Raw genomic sequence first — 17,271 nt, 5'->3', positions numbered from 1 at the left:
AAAAGATGGCCATCGACCATATCCGCTACGATCTCCTGGCCCAGGACGCGCTGCGCGGCCTCGTGCGCCGCGTGCTGACGGACGCCGCCAAGAGCGGCTTGCCCGGCGAACATCATTTCTCGATCACCTTCCGCACCGGCGACGAAGGGGTTCGGATGTCGCAGCGGCTGCGCGAACAATTTCCGCAGGAGATGACGATCATCCTGCAATATCAGTTCTGGGATCTAAAGGTGACCGACACCGGCTTCGAAGTCGGCCTGTCGTTCAGCGGCATTCCCGAAAAGCTGGCCATCCCGTTCACGGCGATCAAAAGCTTCTTTGATCCCTCGGTGCAATTCGGCCTGCAGTTCGAGACCATCGAGGTCGAGCAGGACAATGCCGACATGCCGTCGGAGAAACCGGAAAGCGCCGAAGGCCAATCGTCAGTGACACCCATTCCTGCTGCGGCCGAGACCGACAAGCCTTCGGATGACGAACCCTCGGGCGACAAGCCGTCCGGCGAGGTGGTGCGGCTCGATCGCTTCCGAAAGAAATGAGCCTGATCCGGAAAAGTGGGGACCGATTTTCCGACAAGATCATGCGCAAAAGCAAAAACTAATCCTTTCCATCAATTCCAAATCTGGCCGCTTCCGCGCGTGACGCTTGCCGCGTTACAATTGCGCATGACCAAAACACGCACAGAGACCGACAGCTTCGGCCCCATTGAGGTTGCCGACGATCGCTATTGGGGCGCGCAGACGCAGCGCTCCCTCGAGAATTTCCGCATCGGCGGTGACCGCATGCCGGCGGAATTGATCCGTGCCTTCGGCATCGTCAAACGTGCGGCCGCGCAAACCAACATGGAATTGGAATCGCTCGACGCCAAACGCGGCAAAGCCATCGTCGCTGCGGCGCAGGACGTCATCGACGGCAAACTCGCCGATCATTTCCCGCTGGTCGTGTGGCAGACCGGGTCCGGCACCCAGACCAACATGAATCTCAACGAGGTCATCGCCAACCGGGCTAACGAGAAGCTCGGCGCACCGCGCGGCAGCAAGACGCCGGTGCATCCGAACGACCAGGTCAATATGAGCCAGTCGTCGAACGACAGCTTTCCGACGGCTATGCATATCGCCGCCGTGCTGGAGATCACCAACGTCCTGATACCGTCGCTTGAGCATCTGCACGAAGCGCTGCAAGCGAAGGAAAAGGCCTTCGCGAAAATCGTGAAGATCGGCCGCACGCATACGCAGGACGCAACGCCGCTGACCCTTGGCCAGGAATTTTCAGGCTACGCGGCCCAGCTCAAGTTTGGCATCTCGCGCATCAAGCAGGCGACGAAGGAACTGTATCCACTCGCTCAGGGCGGTACCGCGGTGGGGACGGGGCTCAACTCAAAGCCGCGATTCGCAAAACTGTTCGCGCAGCATGTCGCGGCCATCACCAAGCTGCCCTTCGTCAGTGCACAGAACAAATTCGAAGCGCTGGCAACGCATGACTCCTATGTTTTCGTGCATGGCGCCCTGAATGCGATGGCCACCGGCCTGTTCAAGATCGCCAACGATATCCGCCTGTTGGGATCGGGACCACGCTCGGGGCTCGGGGAACTCATCCTGCCGGAGAACGAACCCGGCTCCTCGATCATGCCCGGCAAGGTCAACCCGACCCAGGCGGAGGCCCTGACGATGGTGTGCTGCCAGGTGTTCGGCAACCACACCACCATCACCATGGCAGCCAGCCAGGGGCATTTCGAGCTGAACGTCTACAAGCCGGTTATTGCGTTTTCGATGATGCAATCGATTCGCCTTTTGGCCGATGCAGCGCGCTCTTTTACCGATAATTGCGTGATCGGCATCCGCGCCGACGAGAAGCGCATCCACGAGCTGATGGGGCGCTCGCTGATGCTGGTGACGGCCCTGGCACCGACCATCGGCTACGATAATGCCGCCAAGATCGCCAAGCTGGCGCACCAGAATGGCACGACCCTGAAGGAAGAGGCGGTCAAGGGCGGCTTTGTTACCGCCGACCAGTTCGACAAGCTTGTGCGGCCGGAAAAAATGGTGCGCCCGCACTGATTGTTGGCGCCTGCCCTGCGATCATACCGTGCTTTTGGATCCCCCCGGTAAGGGGATGGCAACTGCATTTTTTAACCGAGAACAATTCCGCCTTGGCCCCGCCACGCTAATGGCACAATCAACGGTCGGTATGTGCTGATTAATCGTGGGGGCCCGTTGGGGGTTTGTTTAACGGGCTACCGCTGAGTCTAAATGGGCAACGTCTTTAATCTTCGGTTGGAGAGGAAGAAACGCGAGCGGCAGCGCGAAGCGGATAGTGCTGCAGCACGTCGACTGATCCACGGTCGATCAAAGACGGAGCGCAAAACGGAAGGGGCGCAACGTGACAAGTCTTCAAACATTCTCGACGGGCACCGGCTTGGATTCGGAGAGGCCAATGAAGTCGCCGGTCGTGAAACGATCAATCGTGATCGCGGGGCACAAGACGAGTGTGAGTCTTGAAGATGCCTTCTGGAAGGGACTGAAGGAAATCGCCGACGAGCGCAATATGACCCTTTCAGACATGGTCGCGAATATCGATTCACAACGCCGGCACGGCAACCTGTCTTCTGCAATCCGGCTGTTCGTACTGGATCACTACCGTTCGCTGTCGGGGGACAGGGACAGGAACGGACACAGTGACGGAATGCGTAGCATCCCATAACGTCGGCCATTGATCCTGGACCTGCGCGGTCCAGGATCGCGATGCGGCTGTTTCGAAAATAGAGGTGACAGACAACCTTCGAAACTGCGGTTTCGCAGGTTGTGGTTATTGCGTCCGTCTCAACGGAACAGCGATGGCGAATCCGCCGCTGGCGGGCTTCCCAAAGGCTGAGGGAATGGATTTCCCAACGGCTGCGGAAATGGATTGGCGCGCGGCGGGCCTTCGACACGCTGCGGAACCCGGCGACGCTCGCCTGCCGCCGGCCTGATTTCCACCGGCGCCGGCAACGGCTCGACATGCGGCTGCTGACTGGGCGCTGCGACATGCGGTTGCTGCGGCGCGGCAGGTCGGGGCCGCGGCAAGACGGGCGCCAGCTCCGGCAATGTCGGTTCTCCCGACGCTTCCTTATCCAAAGCAGCCTTGTCGTCTTGTGTTTGCAGGGCCGCCTCTGCCGGCCGCCCCTGCTCGATCGCTTCGAGCCGTTTCGTCTGCCGATCGACAGAGCGCAGCGCGAGCCATCCGGTTAGCATAGAAACATCGACGGTCCGTTCCGGCGCCGATGCCGGACCGCGAAGAGCGACCACAAGTTCGGGACGCATTGGCGCGCCGGCAACGGCCGCACCCGTTAACGCGAGGCGCGTATCGATCCGCGCATCGAGCAGATTGTAGGACCCCGTCACCGCAAGCTCGACGGGCTCGGCGCTGGCCGCGAATGTCTCTATCCGCACAATACCGCTGGCCATCGCCAATGAGGCCTCGGCGCTGGCGATGGCCAGCGAGCCTGCATCGAGCGAGCGTGTTACCACGCCGCGAACACGTTGCGCATCCAGCGGCAGGCCCTGATCGACACTGCGGGTCACGGTCGAGAATGCGCCCGGATCGAGCGATGCCACACGCGCTTTCTCCAGCGTCAGCATACCGGATCCGTTCAGCGAGCCGACGATGGCCCGCGGCGACAACCCACCACCTTCAAACTGCATATCGAGCGTGGCGCGGCCACTGAGCGGAGAAGCATGCCCTTCAGAAAATAAAAGCTGGGCCGCATCGGCCCCCTTGATCGCCACGCGGCCCTGCATGCCGATGCCGTCGGCGCTGCGCCGCAACGTCACTTCTGCGGTGCCGCGCCCGCCCAGGAGATCCGCCTCGATGGACTCCGCCTTGATCCGGGTCGGCGAGAAGCGGAGCATGGCTTGCAGCTTCGACGCCGTGAACGACGGCAACAGCGCCGCCCGCGCGGCTTCCACTTTCACTTCCCCCGCCAATGCCGGCAGCGCGGGCAGCACAAATGGCGAGGCGCTCCATCGCTCGTTCGCAGTCTTCGCCGCATCGAGGCCGGTGGCTGCCGCGAAGAATGCGCCGACGTCGATCGCACCCGTTTTCAGCTCGCCGTCGATCACCGGCACATCGTCGCCGAAGGACAGGCCAAGCTGTCCACGCAACACGGTCCCGGCAATCGTCGCATTGATGTTATCGAGACGGGCGCGGAACGCATCGGTCTTCAGGCTGGTGCGCAGAACAACCGGGATCGCCTTGCGGTTGAACATGACATCGGCCTTGCCGATGGCGATATTGAGTGCGGCGCTTTTGCCATCGCTCGTAAAGGGGCGGATCGTACCATTAGCCCGCGCGTCGAGATTGGCGGCCGCGATGCGGGTATCGATCCGCATGTCGCCATCGCGCTTGCCGCGAAGCGAGAGGGTATAAGTGCCGGGTTGCCGCGGCACTGAAATCCATTTTTCTGCGGCTGCGAGCGTCACCAGGGTATTGACGTCGTTCGCATCGAGCGAGGCATCAAGTGCAATGTCTGCCTTGCCGGGGTCCTTCCATTGGCCGGTCAGCGACGTTTTCAGATTGAGCTGAGCTGCGCCCAGTGCACCGTTGATTGCGATATTCGCCTGGCTGGCCCCTGCATTCCCTGATGGCTCGACGGCAATGGTCCCGGACAGTTTCGCCGGAGCAGTCGCAGCAACGGCCCTTTCAAAGGATGCGCCGAGGCCCGGCGACAAACGACTGGCGAGCGCGACAAACGCGGCAGGATCGCGCATGCCGAGATTGAAGGAGAGGCCGCCTCGCGGCGCTTGCGCCTTGAGATCGATACGTCCCTCGCCGTCGATGGACAGTCCGCCGAGATCACCGATCGAGAATCGTTCGACGTTCAATCCAGCGGCATTCAGCGCCAGTTTGACATCGGTCTTGCCGGCATCGACGCCGGCAAATCGCAGCCGTCCCAGGGCCAGCGACAGCGCCACGTCATCCGGCCGTTCCATGTCGGCCAGCGCCTTGGCCGAACCGGCGAATTGCATCAGCGCATCGAGATCGAGCTCATCGGCGCGCAGGGTCAGATCGAGCCGGCTGCGTTCGCCAGCACTGGCCTTGGCATAGGAAAAGCCGCCGTCGAAGGCCTTGCGATCGAGCTCCGCCTGCATGCGCTCGATCGCGATCTTGCCCGTCCCCAGAGTGACGTCGCCGCGCAGGCGAACGGATCGCGACGGCAAGGCAGCGATGGCCCTGCCTTCCAGCCAGTCGCCGAATATACGCGGATCGGCTGACGTCACTTCCACCGGCCCTGTGAACGATAGCCGGTCACCGTCGGTCTGGATCTGTCCGCTGGCCTGCAATTGCGTGAAGCCGGGCCCGCGCGCCTCGAAGCCGCTCAAGATCGCTGCGTGCCCACCGAGTTCGATATCGCCGCGCACATTCTGCAGGGCCGCGCCGCCCAGCGTCACCACATCGATACCGAAACCGATCTGGGTCGGAAGCGGCGGCGGCGCGATCTCTCCAGCCGCCGACAGCACGGCGGCAAGCGCCGCACGCGGCGGCAAGTTCGCGCCGCTTGTCGCCACCAGCAATTTATCGGCATCAAGCTGGCGTGCGGACAGGACAACGTCGAGCCGAGGCCGTCGGCCGAATTTCGCTTCTGCCGTCCCGGCCAGTTTCAGAGCACGATCGTCCGGACCATATTGAAACTCGACCTGTTCGAACAACGCATTCGCTGCATTCGCTTTCACGCGCGCCGTAACACGCCATGGATCAGGAACGCCTTTGTCTCCCTTGCCGGAAACAATACGCCGCGCCAGCGTCGCCTGCCCCTCGAAACGCGGTGCTCCTCCGTCCGCGGTGAACTGACCGTCCACATCGGCGGTCACCGGACGGTCGCTTGGATCGATACTGAAGCGGACCCGCGATCCATTGGCCTCCGGCCGTCCGGTCGATACGCGATAGCTGTAAAGCCCGCCATTCAGAACGAATGCTCCCTCGCCGCGGATCGGCCCCGGTAGCGCCCGCACTTCGCCGTTGAACCACAACTTGCTCAAGGTCGCATGTGTGCCACTCGCGGCGTCCGACAACTCCACGCTCGCATCTTCAATATTCAGCTTGTCGATCGACAAGGTCTGAGTGCTCACACCGCCAAGCGCCGTCGGGAACGTCGCGCGTCCATCCTCCGCGAGCGAGACCTTCACCTCCGGACCGATCAGCCGCATCTCCACGGCGCGCAGCTTGCCCGAAAAGAGCGGCGTCAGAGCGAACTCGATGGCAAGCGCCTTGGCACGCACAGCCTGCGGGTCGTCCGGCTTGCCGATCTCGACGCCAGAGAGAACGAGGCGGGGCGCAGGCAACAGCCGCACATCCATCGGGCCGGTGACGCGAACCGGCAGGCCAACAGCCTGGCTGGCCTGTTCCTCGAATGTTGCGCGATGGGTATTCCAGTCGATGAAATACGGACCAAGCAGCGCTGCAAGCAGTGCCACGATCAGGGCAATCGCCAAGCTGAGCAACGTCGTTTGCACTAGTGTCCTGTCTCCGACGCTTCGTATCCCTTTGCCACGGCCTCTTGAACGAAGCGTTGGAGACAAAAGGACACTAGCAACTTTTGATTCTAGTGCGGTTTTGTCTCTGACGTTCCGATGAAAGAGATGATCGCGAGGGTAATCGGAACGTCAAAAAAACCGCACTAGCCCATCAAAATCCGTCTGGCCCGCCTTGATAGACGAACCTACCCGCTCTGCCCTGCAAGAAATGTCAAATCAGTGCGAGCGTAGGCTGCCTCGCCCGTCACGATAGATTGTAGTGACTAGCGCCTTTTGACGGCAAATCTATGGTTTAGGCCAAGTGGAAAACTAGGCGGCAGCGTCAGTCCGGCGGCAGCATCTTGCTGGGATTCATGATGTTTTGCGGATCGAGCGCAAGCTTGATGGCCTTCATGGCCGCGAGGGCCGGCGCGCCATGCTCGGCCAGAAGATACTTCATTTTCCCCTGTCCGACCCCGTGCTCGCCGGTGCAGGTTCCCCCCATACGCAGTGCCCGCTCCGTCAAACGTTCGAGGAAAATCTTGACCGCTTTCATCTCGACAGGGTCTGACGGCTCGACCATCAGCGCCACATGGAAATTGCCGTCGCCGACGTGACCGACGATCGGCGCCACCAGCTTTGCCTCCTGTACGTCGCGCTGGGTCTCGGTCACGCATTCGGCGAGACGGGAAATCGGCACACAGACATCGGTCGCGAGCGATTTTGCTCCCGGCCGCAACGAACATGCAGCGAAATAGCCGTCATGGCGGGCCTGCCAAAGGCGCGTCCGGTCCTCTGCCTTGGTCGCCCATTCGAACGGGCCGCCGCCAAGCTCCTCCGCGATCTCACCAAAACGCTGGGACTGCTCGGCAACCCCGGTTTCGGTGCCGTGAAATTCCACCAGCAGCAGCGGCGTCTCCGGCAGACTCAGCTTGGAATAGGCGTTGCTGGCCTTCACCTGGACCTCGTCCAGGAGTTCGATGCGGGCGATCGGAATGCCGGACTGAATGGTGAGAATGGTCGCGTTACAGGCGGCCTCAACCGACGGAAACGGGCAGATTCCTGCGGAAATTGCCTCCGGAATGCCGTGTAATTTGAGCGTGATTTCCGTAATCACGCCGAGGGTGCCTTCCGAACCGACCATCAGTCGCGTCAGGTCATAGCCGGACGACGATTTCCGCGCGCGGGTCGCCGTGGTCATGATCTCGCCGTCAGCCTTGACGACCTTCAGCGACAGCACGTTGTCTTTCATGGTGCCGTAACGCACCGCATTGGTGCCGGATGCGCGGGTCGCGGCCATGCCGCCGAGCGAGGCATCGGCGCCCGGATCAATCGGAAAAAACAGGCCTTGGTCCCGCAGGTGCTCGTTCAGCAGCTTGCGGGTCACGCCGGGCTCGATCACGCAATCCAGATCCTCTGTATGCACGGCGAGAATCCGGTTCATGTCGCGGAAATCGATGCTGACCCCGCCCTGTGGCGCATTGATCTGGCCCTCGAGCGAGGTTCCAGCTCCGAAGGGGATGACCGGCACCCCATGCTTCGCGCAGATCCGGACCGCCGCCTGCACGTCAGCGGTCTCCTGCGGGAAAACCACCGCATCCGGCGCCTGGTTGTCGATCCAGGTCATTGTATTGCCATGCTGCTCGCGGACCGCCTGCGAGGTGACGAGCCGGTTACCGAAATGGGCTGCGAGTTCCGCGATGGCGGCTGCAGTCGCGCGCGGATCGCGCGCCGGGATGGAGGTCGTTTTCGCTTCGGCCGCAAACGCCATCGAGCAGGTTCCTTTGCAGATACGCCGCCAAACTAATCCATGATTTCCAAAAAGTGGAATCGGGTTTTCCGGAGATCGCCCGGGTCTTAAAAAGCTCCCCTCAACCGGTAACTCCACGCCAAGCTCATGTCGCTCTGCGCTCCGCATCGAGGTCGCAGAAAAGGCACGAGATTGAGTAAATTGCTGCCATTTTACGGATTATCGATTTACACGCGCAGCCCACCCCGACACAATCAAGCATGCTCGATCGCGCAGATTTCGAACCGGTTTTCTTTGCTCCCTTCGTCTCGTCGGTGATGACCGTCGAGCCGGCCTGGATTGATTTCAACGGCCACCTGAACATGGCCTATTACAATGTGCTGTTCGATCGCGGCCTCGACGAACTCTACAATCTTGCAGGGCTGGGGCAGCGTTATCTGCAGGAGCGCAAGCATTCCTTCTTCACCGCCGAAGTCCATATCCGCTATCTGCGCGAATTGCAGGAGGGCGCGCCCGTGCGGGTGACGTTCCAGTTGCCGATTTCGATACGAAGCGGATGCACTTCTTTCAGCAGCTTTTCCACGCGACCGAGGGTTGGGTTTCGGCGACGTCGGAGAACCTGTCGCTGCATATCGACATGTCTGCAAAAAAGACCGCGCCTTTCCCGCCGGACGTCGCAAAGCGCTTGGGCGAAGTGCGGAAGTCGCACGCCCGTCTGCCACGGCCCGAAGCTGTCGGCCGGCGCATCGCGATGCCGGAGAAGGCGTGAGCGCCAAATTTTCTCTCGGCCCATGCCGCTCCAGTATGATTGAAACACCAAACGGTCCGTAGCGCGCGCGACACTGATCCGGCATAGGTTGGATCGGTGGCATGCTTGTGACTAGGAACGTGACTTAGGGCCAATAGTGAGTTGGGAGGAATGCGGTGACTGTTGAACGAATTCAATATCAAGCCGGCGGCGTCACCGGAAACGGTGCGCTGGTCTGGAACGAGAAGGTCAGCGGCAAACGTCCGCTTTTGCTGGTCATGCCGAACTGGCTCGGCGTGACCGAGACCATCATCGACCGCGCCGCAAAAATGGCAGGCGACAAATACATCGCCTTCGTCGCCTGCATGTATGGTGAGGGCAAGACCTGCGAGGGGCCGGCGGAAGCCACCGAGTGGATGACCAAGGTGCGTCAGGATCGGGTCGAGGGCCGCGCCCGCGTCAATGCGGCGCTGCAGACCCTGATCGCGGAGGCCGAGAAGCGCGGCATCGGCGATTCATCGAAGAAGGCCGCGGTCGGTTTCTGCTTCGGCGGCGGCAATGTGCTGGAGCTCGCCCGCAGCGGCGCCGAGCTGGACGCGGCCGTCTCGTTGCATGGCGATCTCGCCACCACGATGCCGGCCAAGAAGGGCGACATCAAAGCTGCGATCTTCGTCCTGCATGGCACCAAGGACCCGGTCTCCGGCAAGGCCGATCGCGATGCGCTGGAAACGGAGCTCGATGGCGCCGGCGCCAACTGGCAGATCCTCGATTTCGGCGGCCGCCTCCATTCCTTCACCGAGGAAGAAGCCGATATGCCGGGGGTGGCAGAATACAACGCCGGGGCCGCGCACCAAGCCTACCGGATGCTGGATGATTTCATCCAGGATGCCTTCGCCAAAAAGTTGTGACCGCGCAAAAAGCTGGGGAACAACGCCGATAGCGGCCGAATATCACCAATATTCGGCCCAAGGAACGAGGGGGCGGCCGGTAAAGCAGCCCGAACCCCTCCCGTTTTGGCGCTTGCGATGCCATGTTGGGCGTTGAGATTCGCATGGCAGATCAAGCACAAAAACCGCAAATCCAGTCCTCCGGCGGCATCGCCGCGCGCGCGATGCAGGCCGTCCGTGGCCCGAGCAACTTCGCCTATCTGGAGGCGCTGAACCCCGAACAGCGGCTGGCGGTGGAAACCCTCGACGGGCCGGTGCTGGTGCTGGCGGGCGCGGGAACCGGCAAGACGCGCGTTCTCACCACCCGCATCGCCCATATCCTCAACCTCGGAAAAGCCTATCCCTCGCAAATCCTCGCGGTGACCTTCACCAACAAGGCCGCGCGCGAGATGAAGCACCGCATCGGCGAGATGGTCGGCCAGGTGGTCGAGGGCATGCCCTGGCTCGGCACTTTCCATGCCATCGGCGTCAAGATTCTGCGCCGGCATTCCGAGCTGGTCGGCCTTAAAAGCAATTTCTCGATCCTCGATGTCGATGACCAGATCCGGCTGATCAAACAGCTCCTGGAAGCGGCGAATATCGACGAAAAAAGATGGCCAGCCCGCGTGTTCGCCGGAATCCTCGACGGCTGGAAGAACCGAGGACTGACGCCGGCGCAGGTTCCCGCCGGCGAGGCGATGGCGTTCGCGGGCGGCAAGGGCAAGGAGCTCTACGCTGCCTATCAGGACCGGCTGAAGACGCTGAACGCCTGCGACTTCGGCGATCTCCTGCTCGAGCAGCTGCGGCTGTTCCGGGAGAACCCGGATGTGCTGCGCGATTATCAGCGGCGCTTCCGCTACATCCTCGTCGACGAATATCAGGACACGAACGTCGCGCAGTATCTGTGGCTGAGGTTGCTCGGGCAGCCGCTGTCTTCGCAGCAACCAGGCCTCGTCCTTCGAGACGCATCGCCAAATCTATCGGGTCGCGCTTCGCGCGACCCCGTTGGCGATGCTCCTCAGGATGAGGGGCAAGATTTGCGAATGCCTCAACTCTCCGACCCTCACCCTGAGGAGCGCGGCGAGCCGCGCGTCTCGAAGGGCGAGGCCGAGATGCCACAACGCGCGCCCCGCAACATCTGCTGCGTCGGCGACGACGACCAGTCGATCTATGGCTGGCGCGGAGCGGAGGTGGATAACATTCTGCGCTTCGAGAAGGACTTCCCCGGCGCGCGCGTGATCCGCCTCGAACGCAATTACCGGTCCACCGGCCACATTCTCGCCGCCGCGTCGCATCTCATCGCTCATAACGAGGGGCGGCTCGGCAAGACGCTGCACACCGAGGACGTGCCGGGCGAGAAGGTCACCGTCACCGGCGCCTGGGATTCGGAAGAGGAAGCACGCGCGATCGGCGAGGAGATCGAACAGCTCCAGCGCGCCAAGCACAATCTCGACCAGATCGCCATTCTGGTCCGCGCTTCGTTCCAGATGCGCGAATTCGAAGACCGCTTCGTCACGCTCGGCCTGCCCTATCGCGTGATCGGCGGCCCGCGCTTCTATGAGCGCGCGGAAATCCGCGATGCGCTCGCCTACCTGCGCGTGATCAACCAGCCGGCCGACGATCTCGCCTTCGAACGCATCGTCAATGTGCCGCGCCGTGGCCTTGGCGACGCGACGGTGAAGCTCTTGCACGACCATGCCCGTGCGCGCCGCATCCCGCTCACCGAAGCTGCGCATGCCATCATTGGAACCGATGAACTTAAGCCAAAGCCGCGCGGCTCGCTTCGCGATCTCATGACCTCGTTCGATCGCTGGCGCACGCAGAGCGAAGCGCTACCGCATACCGAGCTGGCCGAAATCGTGCTCGACGAGAGCGGCTACACCGAGATGTGGCAGAAGGACCGTTCCGCCGACGCCGCCGGCCGGCTCGAAAACCTGAAGGAGCTTGTGCGCTCCATGCAGGATTTCGAGAACCTCAACGGCTTCCTCGAACACATTGCGCTGGTGATGGACCGCGACAACGGCGAGCCGATGGACGCCGTCAGCATCATGACGCTGCATTCCGCCAAGGGGCTGGAATTCGACACCGTATTCCTGCCGGGCTGGGAAGAAGGCCTGTTTCCGCATCAACGCTCGCTTGACGAGAGCGGCCGCGCCGGCCTCGAGGAAGAACGGCGGCTCGCTCATGTCGGCATCACCCGCGCGCGCAAACGCGCCAAGCTTTACTTCGCCACCAACCGCCGCATGCATGGCATGTGGAATTCGACCATCCCCTCGCGCTTCCTCGACGAATTGCCGGAAGCGCATGTGGAGGTGACGGAGGCGAAAGGCGGCTTCACCGGCATGGGTGGCTATGGCGGCGGCGGGTTCGCGGCCTCGCGCTTTGATTCCTTCAAGCCTTCGGGCTCGAGCTATTCAACACCCGGCTGGCAGCGCGCACAGAAGCGCCAGCGCGACGATGAGTTCGATGGCTTCGGTGACGAAGGCTCCGAATACGAAAGCGAAGGCCGCTTTTCGGATGACAGCGATGATCTTTCTTCTCCTCCCCCTGAAAGGGGGAGGTCGGCCGGCTTTGCCGGCCGGGAGGGGGTCACACGCCAGGGCTCCCATTCCTCGCGCGCCACCGGCACTGCCAAAGGCCGCTTCGCCGCGCGCCGAGAACCGCTCACCATCGAAGGCGAACTCATCGCCAAATCGACCGGCGTGTCATCTCACTTCAAGACCGGCGATCGCGTGTTTCACATCAAGTTCGGCAACGGCAACGTCGTGGCCGTGGATGGCAATAAGCTGACCATCCTTTTCGACAAGGCCGGCGAAAAGCGCGTGGTGGATAGTTTTGTGGAGAGGGTGTGAGGCGTTGTCATTCCGGGGCGCCGCAAAGCGGCGAGCCCGGAATCCACATCCACAACCGGCGTATATGGGTTTCGGGTTCGCAGACGTTGCTCACACCGCGGAATGACGTAGTATAGAACCCAGGAGCTCTGCTCATGGCTGCACGCGACAAGGACAACGACATCGGCCTCGTCCCGCCCACTGATCCCGTGCGCGCGAAGTACGAGCATGATTTCTATTCCTGGCTGATGGAGCAGGCGCGTTTTGTGCGCGAGGAACGCTGGTCGGCGATCGATCGCGACAATCTCGCCGAGGAGATCGAGAGCTTGGGGCGGGAGCAATTCAACAAGCTGGAGAGCGCGCTGCGCGTCCTCCTGCTGCACATGCTGAAATGGGATCATCAACCCGAGCGGCGCTCGCGAAGCTGGGAGTTATCGATCAGGGATCAGCGCCTTGCGGTACAGGATGTGCTCGACGACAATCCCGGCCTCAAGCCAAGAATTGATGAAGCTCTCGCCCGTGCCTATCGCCGCGCGCGATTGGCTGCTGCGAAAGAGACTGAATTCGACGTCGCCAAGTTTCCGCAGACCTGCCCATATGCTTTTGACGAAGCGATGAACCGCACCTTCGACCGTTGATCTTCGGATGGTCATTGCAGCGATGCCTCTTGAGAAGAGCCCATCCTGGTTCCTCTCGCTTAGCGCAGCATCTCAAAACTCCATCCCTTCCCCCCTAAAACCTGCTACCCTCCCGCCTCATGTTGAAACGCGAGCCCTTCGAGATTGCGAACATCTACGTGCCGGTGAAGCGGCGCGCGACGCTGGAGCCCGCACGCGTCGACGCGCTGGCTGACGATATCCTCGCCAATGGGCTGAAGATGCCGATCCTCGTGCGGGAGGACGGCGCGCGCTTTGTGCTGGTTGAGGGTCTGCACCGGCTGGAAGCCGCCAAAAAGCTGGGCGAGACCACCATCGACGGCTATCGCGTCAGTTCACGAAAGCATTGATCCACGCGCAAGCATGGATTGGCCCGCAAGCGTTGAGCTGCCTGCACGCGTTACCAGCCGCCAATCGCACCCCGTACACTTTGTCGCAGGGGTGAAACACATCAGCCCGCATCGGCGTTATGCCGGAATCGATTCCGGGAGGCTGACATGCAGGGCTTGACGTTGCTTGGGACATTTCTGGTGTTGGCGCTGGTATCCATCGGAGCGGCGGTATTCGCCGGGCTGATCGCCGACAGTCTTCCGTACATTCATGATATGCTGAGCCTGCTGGTGTTCTTCGGCACACTGGTCGTGCTGCTGCCGATCGCCTGGATCATTGCCGTCAAGCTGACCGAGCCCAAGCACATCACGCAGGGGTAAGGTTTCTCGCCTGAACCACTTCGCTCGAACGCTCTACTGCCCCTCCAGCACCTCCGCGCCCTCCGGCGTCTGCACCCAGCCGCGCTTGCGGGAGGCCCAATACATTCGTTGTGGCGTGAGCGCAGCGTCCGTCGCGGCCTCTTTGTCTTCGGCAAACCCGCCGACCGGAACGCCGATCGCGCCCGCAAAGCCTTCGGAATAGAAGAACACCGTGATCCCGCATTCGGGACAGAAATGGTTCTCGACCCAGCGGCCGCTGTCGCCGATATGCCGCCAGGCCTTGTGCGCGCCGCGCACCACCACATCGTCGCCCGAGAACAACGCCGCATAGGTGAAGACCGAGCCGCTCTTGATCTGGCAAACGCGGCACGAGCACACATACACATGCACCGGCTCGCCATGCGTTTCCGCCGTCAGCGCACCGCAGCCGCAGCGCGCGAGGCGGAGTTTGGGTGATGCTTGCGTCATGCGTATCTCTTCTTTGCTTCGCGAAAAATCAGCGACGGCACGGTGAAGAAAAAGAACTACAGCAGCCCCTGCACCAGCGTGCGGAAATGCTCGCCGCGGATTTCGAAATTGCGAAACTGGTCGAACGAGGCGCAGGCGGGCGAGAGCAGCACCACCGCGCCCTTGCCGCCAGAGGCGGCGTCGCGCGCGGCCTGCGCTACCGCCGCATCGAGCGTGCCGGACATGTCATAAGGCACATGCCCGTTCAACGTCGCGGCAAAATCAGGCGCCGCTTCGCCGATCAGATAGGCCTTGGCGATGCGCGGAAAGAATTCGGTCAGGCTTTCGATGCCGCCTTCCTTCTGCTTGCCGCCGGCGATCCAGTAAATGTTCTCGAACGAGGCCAAGGCCTTCGCCGCCGAGTCGGCATTGGTGGCCTTGGAATCGTTGATGAACAGCACCGCACCTTTCTTTCCGATCTCCTCCATGCGATGCGCGAGACCGGGAAAGGTACGGAGCGCCGCCTGGATCGTCTTGTCGTCAACGCCGAGCGCCGAGCAGGCGGCGAAGGCCGCAACCGCATTTTGCATGTTGTGGCTGCCGCGCAAGGAGCCAATGCCGGTGAGATCGGCGATGTCCTCGGCTTCGCTGGCGCCGGTGCGGTAGATGTTCTTTTCGCCGCCGACATAGCCATGCGGCACGATCTGTTTGATCGAGATCGGCACGACGAATTTCTGCATCGCCGCGAGGCCCTTCATCATGCCGCGGCCGAACTCGTCGTCGACGCCGACGATGCGGGTTTTCGCGCGGCCGAGAATGCGGCTCTTCACCGCCGCGTAATTCTCGATGGTGCCGTGCCGGTCGATATGGTCGGGCGTGACATTGAGCATGATGCCGACGGTCGGATCGATCGAGGGCGCCAGATCGATCTGATAGGACGAACATTCGATGACGTAATGGCGCGCGTTGGTAGGCGGTTCGAGTTGCAGCACCGGCACGCCGATATTGCCGCCCATCTGCACGTCGCGCCCGGCTTCGCGCAGGATATGCGCAATCAGCGCCGTGGTGGTGGACTTGCCGTTGGTGCCGGTGATGGCGACGAACGGCGCGTCCGGCGCATGCACCCGCCGCTCGCGGCAGAACAGTTCGACATCGCCGATGATCTCGACGTTGGCTGCGGTCGCCAGTTTCGCCGACCAGTGCGGCTCAGGATGCGTCAGCGGCACGCCGGGCGTCAGGATCAGTGCGGCGATTTTCGACCAGTCGATGCTGCGAAGGTCGGCCGTGCCGACATTCGCCGCCTTCGCCTCGGCCACCTTCCTCGCGTCATCGTCGAAGGCGATGACGTTCGCCCCGCCCGCGATCAGCGCATGGCAGGTCGCAAGGCCCGAGCCGCCGAGACCGAACACGGCGACGGTCTTACCGGCAAAAGTGGTGACGGGGATCATTTCGCTCTCTCTTCACCTCCCCCCTTGCGGAGGAGGTCGACCGCCAAAGCGTCAGCGGAGGCGGTCGGGAGGGGGGTGAATGGATAAAGAGAACGCGAAGCAATGTATCCCCCTCCCCAACCCGCCCCCTCAAGGGGGGAGGGAGCAGAGAGAGTGTGCCGCGCGATCGTCGCGACAATCATCATCGCAGCTTCAGCGTCGACAGGCCGATCAGCGCCAGCACGATCGAGATGATCCAGAAGCGGATCACGATCTGCGGCTCGGTCCAGCCCTTCTGCTCATAATGATGGTGGATCGGCGCCATGCGGAAGATGCGCTTGCCGGTGAGGCGGAACGAGATCACCTGCACGATCACCGACACCGCTTCGAGCACGAACAGGCCGCCGATGATCGCGAGCGCGATCTCGTGCTTGGTCGCCACCGCGATCGAGCCGATCAGGCCGCCGAGCGCGAGCGAGCCGGTATCGCCCATGAAGATCGAAGCCGGCGGCGCGTTGAACCAGAGAAAGCCCAAGCCGGCCCCCATCACCGCGCCACACAGCACCGCCAGTTCGCCAGTGCCGGCGACATAATGGATCTGCAGATAATCGGCGAACAGCGCGTTACCGGCGAGATAGGCGATCAGCCCGAAGCTGAGCGCCGCGATCATCACTGGCACGATAGCAAGACCGTCGAGACCGTCGGTGAGATTCACCGCATTGCCGGCGCCAACGATGATGAAGGCACCGAACACAACGAAGAACCAACCGAGATCGACGATCAGATCCTTGAAGAACGGAAAGGTCAGCGACGTCGCGAAGGCCGGCCGGCCGAGCTGCGAGATCGCAAGACAGGCGAGGATCGCAACGATTGCTTCGGCGGTGATCCGCAGCTTGCCGGAAAAGCTCGTGTAAGCCTGCTGCTTCGTCACCTTCAGATAGTCGTCGTAGAAGCCGATGATGCCGAAGGCGAGTGTGACCCCGAGCACGATCCACACATAAGGGTTGTACGGATTGGCCCACAGGATCGTCGATACCGTGACGGCGAAGATGATCATCAGGCCGCCCATGGTCGGCGTGCCGATCTTGCTCTTCAGATGCGATTGCGGGCCGTCGGCGCGGATCGGCTGGCCTTTGCCCTGCGCCGCGCGCAACCAGTCGATGATCGGCGAACCGGCGATGAACATGAACACCGCCGCCGTCATCAATGCGCCGCCCGTGCGGAAGGTGATGTAGCGGAAGACGTTCAGGAATTGGAATTTGTCAGCAAAATCGGCAAGCCAATAAAGCAT

At 62.1% G+C, this 17,271-nt stretch carries 15 protein-coding genes; 10 read left to right on the top strand and 5 right to left on the bottom strand.

The features are described from left to right. The first annotated feature begins 5 nt into the window (after positions 1 to 5). The 4 genes from CAK95_RS14570 (at position 6) to CAK95_RS14555 (ending at position 2,697) form a co-directional block, all read left to right on the top strand. Positions 6 to 536: an SspB family protein gene (locus tag CAK95_RS14570; protein WP_086088560.1), complete on the top strand. Its 531-nt coding sequence runs from the start codon at positions 6 to 8 to the stop codon at positions 534 to 536. A 126-nt stretch (positions 537 to 662) separates the two neighbouring features. After that, positions 663 to 2,054 (top strand): class II fumarate hydratase, encoded by a 1,392-nt coding sequence (gene fumC / locus CAK95_RS14565; protein ID WP_086091420.1) that lies wholly within the window; start codon positions 663 to 665, stop codon positions 2,052 to 2,054. A 192-nt stretch (positions 2,055 to 2,246) separates the two neighbouring features. Further along, a complete protein-coding gene (locus CAK95_RS30485; RefSeq protein ID WP_086088559.1) occupies positions 2,247 to 2,495 on the top strand; it encodes a DUF4169 family protein in 249 nt (82 codons plus the stop codon). Then, positions 2,431 to 2,697 carry a ribbon-helix-helix domain-containing protein gene (locus tag CAK95_RS14555; protein WP_086088558.1) on the top strand — a complete coding sequence of 89 codons (267 nt, stop codon included), beginning with the start codon at positions 2,431 to 2,433 and terminating at the stop codon, positions 2,695 to 2,697. Before CAK95_RS30485 ends, CAK95_RS14555 begins: the two co-directional genes overlap by 65 nt. 119 nt (positions 2,698 to 2,816) lie before the next feature. Here CAK95_RS14555 and CAK95_RS14550 read toward each other — a convergent pair whose 3' ends face one another. Further along, positions 2,817 to 6,485: an AsmA family protein gene (locus CAK95_RS14550; RefSeq protein ID WP_183044352.1), complete on the bottom strand. Its 3,669-nt coding sequence runs from the start codon at positions 6,483 to 6,485 to the stop codon at positions 2,817 to 2,819. A gap of 343 nt (positions 6,486 to 6,828) precedes the next feature. Then, positions 6,829 to 8,256: an FAD-binding oxidoreductase gene (locus tag CAK95_RS14545; RefSeq protein WP_086088556.1), complete on the bottom strand. Its 1,428-nt coding sequence runs from the start codon at positions 8,254 to 8,256 to the stop codon at positions 6,829 to 6,831. 239 nt (positions 8,257 to 8,495) lie between these two features. On the opposite strand from CAK95_RS14545, the gene CAK95_RS30480 reads away from it, so the two are divergent. The 6 genes from CAK95_RS30480 to CAK95_RS14515 all read left to right on the top strand — a co-directional run bounded on the left by CAK95_RS30480 (position 8,496) and on the right by CAK95_RS14515 (position 14,106). Further along, positions 8,496 to 9,047, top strand: a complete 552-nt coding sequence (locus CAK95_RS30480; protein ID WP_086088555.1) for a thioesterase family protein — start codon at positions 8,496 to 8,498, stop codon at positions 9,045 to 9,047. 112 nt (positions 9,048 to 9,159) lie between these two features. Beyond that, positions 9,160 to 9,891 (top strand): dienelactone hydrolase family protein, encoded by a 732-nt coding sequence (locus CAK95_RS14535; RefSeq protein WP_086088554.1) that lies wholly within the window; start codon positions 9,160 to 9,162, stop codon positions 9,889 to 9,891. Positions 9,892 to 10,034: 143 nt separating this feature from the next. Continuing rightward, entirely contained in the window at positions 10,035 to 12,761 is a 2,727-nt protein-coding gene (locus CAK95_RS14530) for an ATP-dependent helicase (protein ID WP_183044353.1), read from the top strand. Positions 12,762 to 12,895: 134 nt separating this feature from the next. Beyond that, positions 12,896 to 13,378 (top strand): DUF29 domain-containing protein, encoded by a 483-nt coding sequence (locus CAK95_RS14525; RefSeq protein WP_086088552.1) that lies wholly within the window; start codon positions 12,896 to 12,898, stop codon positions 13,376 to 13,378. A gap of 119 nt (positions 13,379 to 13,497) precedes the next feature. Further along, complete coding sequence (locus CAK95_RS14520; RefSeq protein WP_086088551.1) at positions 13,498 to 13,746, top strand: ParB N-terminal domain-containing protein; 249 nt, start codon at positions 13,498 to 13,500, stop codon at positions 13,744 to 13,746. Between the two features lie 147 nt (positions 13,747 to 13,893). Further along, on the top strand, positions 13,894 to 14,106 hold the full coding sequence (locus CAK95_RS14515) for a hypothetical protein (RefSeq protein WP_086088550.1): 213 nt from the start codon (positions 13,894 to 13,896) through the stop codon (positions 14,104 to 14,106). Positions 14,107 to 14,139: 33 nt separating this feature from the next. On the opposite strand, the gene CAK95_RS14510 is transcribed toward CAK95_RS14515, so the two are convergent. From CAK95_RS14510 to mraY, 3 genes are all read right to left on the bottom strand, one after another. Further along, entirely contained in the window at positions 14,140 to 14,574 is a 435-nt protein-coding gene (locus CAK95_RS14510; protein ID WP_086088549.1) for a GFA family protein, read from the bottom strand. A gap of 56 nt (positions 14,575 to 14,630) precedes the next feature. Beyond that, positions 14,631 to 16,001: a UDP-N-acetylmuramoyl-L-alanine--D-glutamate ligase gene (gene murD / locus CAK95_RS14505; protein ID WP_086088548.1), complete on the bottom strand. Its 1,371-nt coding sequence runs from the start codon at positions 15,999 to 16,001 to the stop codon at positions 14,631 to 14,633. Positions 16,002 to 16,182: 181 nt separating this feature from the next. Next, positions 16,183 to 17,271, bottom strand: a complete 1,089-nt coding sequence (gene mraY, locus CAK95_RS14495) for a phospho-N-acetylmuramoyl-pentapeptide-transferase (protein ID WP_086088546.1) — start codon at positions 17,269 to 17,271, stop codon at positions 16,183 to 16,185.

The organism is Pseudorhodoplanes sinuspersici, assembly GCF_002119765.1.
GTDB lineage: Bacteria > Pseudomonadota > Alphaproteobacteria > Rhizobiales > Xanthobacteraceae > Pseudorhodoplanes > Pseudorhodoplanes sinuspersici.
This window is presented reverse-complemented; position numbering and strand designations above follow the sequence as displayed.